At 66.8% G+C, this 2829-nt stretch carries 2 protein-coding genes; one reads left to right on the top strand and one right to left on the bottom strand.

Going from position 1 to position 2829, the window contains the following annotated elements; all coding sequences use genetic code 11:
- Positions 1–41: 41 nt before the first annotated feature.
- Positions 42–1100, top strand: a complete 1059-nt coding sequence (locus WAN71_RS13495; RefSeq protein WP_422225815.1) for a pyridoxal phosphate-dependent aminotransferase — start codon at positions 42–44, stop codon at positions 1098–1100.
- Positions 1101–1136: 36 nt separating this feature from the next.
- On the opposite strand, the gene WAN71_RS13490 is transcribed toward WAN71_RS13495, so the two are convergent.
- Positions 1137–2829 (bottom strand): AMP-binding protein (locus WAN71_RS13490; RefSeq protein WP_422225814.1); only part of this gene is annotated, 1693 nt, incomplete at its 5' end.

Below are 2829 nucleotides of genomic sequence, written 5' to 3'. Positions count from 1 at the left end.
TTCGCCGGCGCGGCAGCGGTCCGCTGGGGCGGGCGAAGCTGATGGCCGCGCCGGCGTACGGAACCTCGGTGACCGCCGAGGTCCTGGCTACTCTGCCGCAGGCGGTTGATCCACTCGCGTTGGCGCTGAACGAAAACCCATTTCCGCCGCTGCCGGCCGTTCGCTCGGCCTTGATCCACTCGATCGATGCCGCCAACCGGTATCCGGAATTCCTGCCCGAGCAGCTGCGAACGCTCGTCGCCGGCCACATCGGAGTCTGCGACGAGCAGGTCGTGTTGGGAGCGGGCGCGAGCGGGTTGGTGATGCAGGTCCTGCATGCTGTGACGCGACCCGGTGATCGGATTGTGTTCAGCGAGCCGACTTTCGACGGATACCCGATTTTCGCCCAGATGGCTCGCCTCACATCGGTCACTGTCCCGCTCGACGAGCGCGGCCACCACGACCTGGAGGCAATGGCCGAGTCGGCGGCGGACGCCAGGGTGGTCGTACTGTGCAGACCTCACAACCCGACCGGCACCGTGGAGCCTGTCGCCGATGTACAGCAATTCCTGCGGCGTGTGCCGGATGACACCGTCGTGCTGCTCGACGAGGCTTATATCGAGTTCGTCGCCCCCCAGCACCGTATCGACGGACCGGACCTGGTCCGGCAGTTCCCGAATGTCATTGTGCTGCGGACGTTCTCTAAGGCCTACGGGCTGGCCGGGCTGCGGATCGGGTACGGTTTCGGATCGCCGGAGCTAGCCAGAATGCTGTGGAAGATGCAATTGCCGTTTGGCATGGGCATCACCAGCTTGGTCGCGGTGGCGGCGTCCTACGACGCCGAAGACCAGTTGCGACAACGCATTCTGCGAATCACCGGTGAGCGGGACTACTTGCGACGGCGCCTGCGGGCGATGGGTGTCTACACCACCGACTCACACGCCAACTTCGTGTACCTGCCCCCGACGGGTCGGCCGTGGCGCGAGTTATTCGACGACACCGGGCTGACGGCCCGCTACTACCCTGACGGCGCTGCTCGGATCACCGTCGGAAGCCGCGCGTCCACCCAAGCCGTGCTGGCCGCAGTGGCAAAGCGGCGGGCTGAGCAAATCGCGTCCTGAAGTGCGGTAAGAAAAGGTGCTGCTGGAGTGGCCCGCCTAGAGGCTCAGCGGCTCCCTGGGGCTAGACGGTGCTGGCTTGCCGACGACGGTGGCCAATCGTCGATAGTGACCATCAGTGTGGTCGTGGTACCAGCTGGTTTCCCCCGGCGCCGGCAGCCCAGCCTCTCGCAGTGTGGTCGACAGTGGGCGGTAGGAGGGCGTGAGCGGTATGCGGTCAACAATGTGGACGATGGCGGGACGCTGGTGCCGGGGGAGGCTGCTCAACGCGGTGGTCAGGGTAGCCGCGGTGAGGACGCCGTCTTTGCCAAGCGTCACGGCCGCGACCGCGACGTCGTGCGCGTCGGTCGCAACGGGATAGACCACGGCCAGGTCGATCACGGTGATGTCGCCGAGGGCATCGCAAATCGGCTGGCAGAAGACCGGCCCGCACACCGACTGGATGACGGTGTTCCTGTTGTCGACGAACCAATAGTCACCGTCGCTGTCGCGGCGGAACAGGTGGTCGGTGGTGATCCAGGTGTCTCCCTCGGCGAATACCCCACGCATCGACACGTGTGCGGCATCGAGTCCGGAGCGTGGCTTCGCCAGCAGCACGCCCACCTCATCGTCGGCGCAGGGGCGCACAAAACCGTGGTCATCCTCAATGAACCGGCCCGTCGCGGCGTCGTAGCCGCCGAGCCGAATCTCGGCACTGCCCGGCAGCGGCCGACCCTTGGCTCCGGTCTTCGTGCCGGCCACGTTGGCCAGCACCGCGTCCCCCTCGGTGGAGGCATAGAATTCCAGCACTCGGGCCGGGGCGAATCGGTCTTTGACCTTGTGCCACAGCCCGATCGGCATTCCGGCTCCGATGAACAGACGGATCGGATGATGATTCTGAAGCTCGGGCGACGTCGCGTCCACCAATTCGAGCAGCATGGCCCACGTGTAGGACACCACCGTGACCCCGTAACGGTGGACCTCGTCGGCGAACCGGGTTGGATGCACGCCCCGGGTCAACGCGATGCGCGACCCGCCGGCGACCGCGCCGCCGAGACCGACCATCAGACCCGACGGATGGTGCAACGGGGTCAGGCAATAGATCGTGTCACCGTGGCCTAGCGCGGCGGCAGTGGCCGTGCCGTACGCCGACAGCGCCCACCGATGATTGGTGATCTCCTTGACCACTCGGCGCCCGCCCGTCGTGCTGAAGAACACGAAGGCGAGATCGCTTGCCCGGCCAGGGTTCGGCCGATACCAATGCGGCAGCCGCTGTGCGGACAGGTCAAGGCGGTCCAGCTCGACGACCCGGTCCGACTCCGTCCGGCCGAGGCCCGCGGTGCCGGCGTCACCGAGGATGAGCACCCTGGCGCCGGTCGCAGCAGCAGCCGCCAGATGGTGTGGGTCCGTAACCATGTCGGCCACCTCGCACAACCGGACGGCCGCGGCGAGGTCATCGTCCGGGGGTAGCAACACCGCCACCGCGCCAAGCCGCGACAGCGCCGCGATCGCGGTCACTGCGCTCGGGCTGGTGTCCATCAACACACCGATGTGAGCTCCCTGACGGATACCGACGGCGATGAGGCCGCGCACCACCTCGTCGATGCGAAAATCAACCGCCGCGTTGGTGTGGACCCGATCCTCGAAGAGGAAGCATTCCTCGTTGGGCGCTCTGTTCGCCTGTTCGGCCATCAACCCGCCCAGCGACACCCGGGTATGGGGCTGCAGCCGGCCGAGGCGGGCGAGCCGAGGC

The organism is Mycobacterium sp. (assembly GCF_049280035.1).
GTDB lineage: Bacteria > Actinomycetota > Actinomycetes > Mycobacteriales > Mycobacteriaceae > Mycobacterium.
Note: the sequence above shows the minus strand (reverse complement) of the source record. Positions and strands in the feature narration are given on the sequence as shown.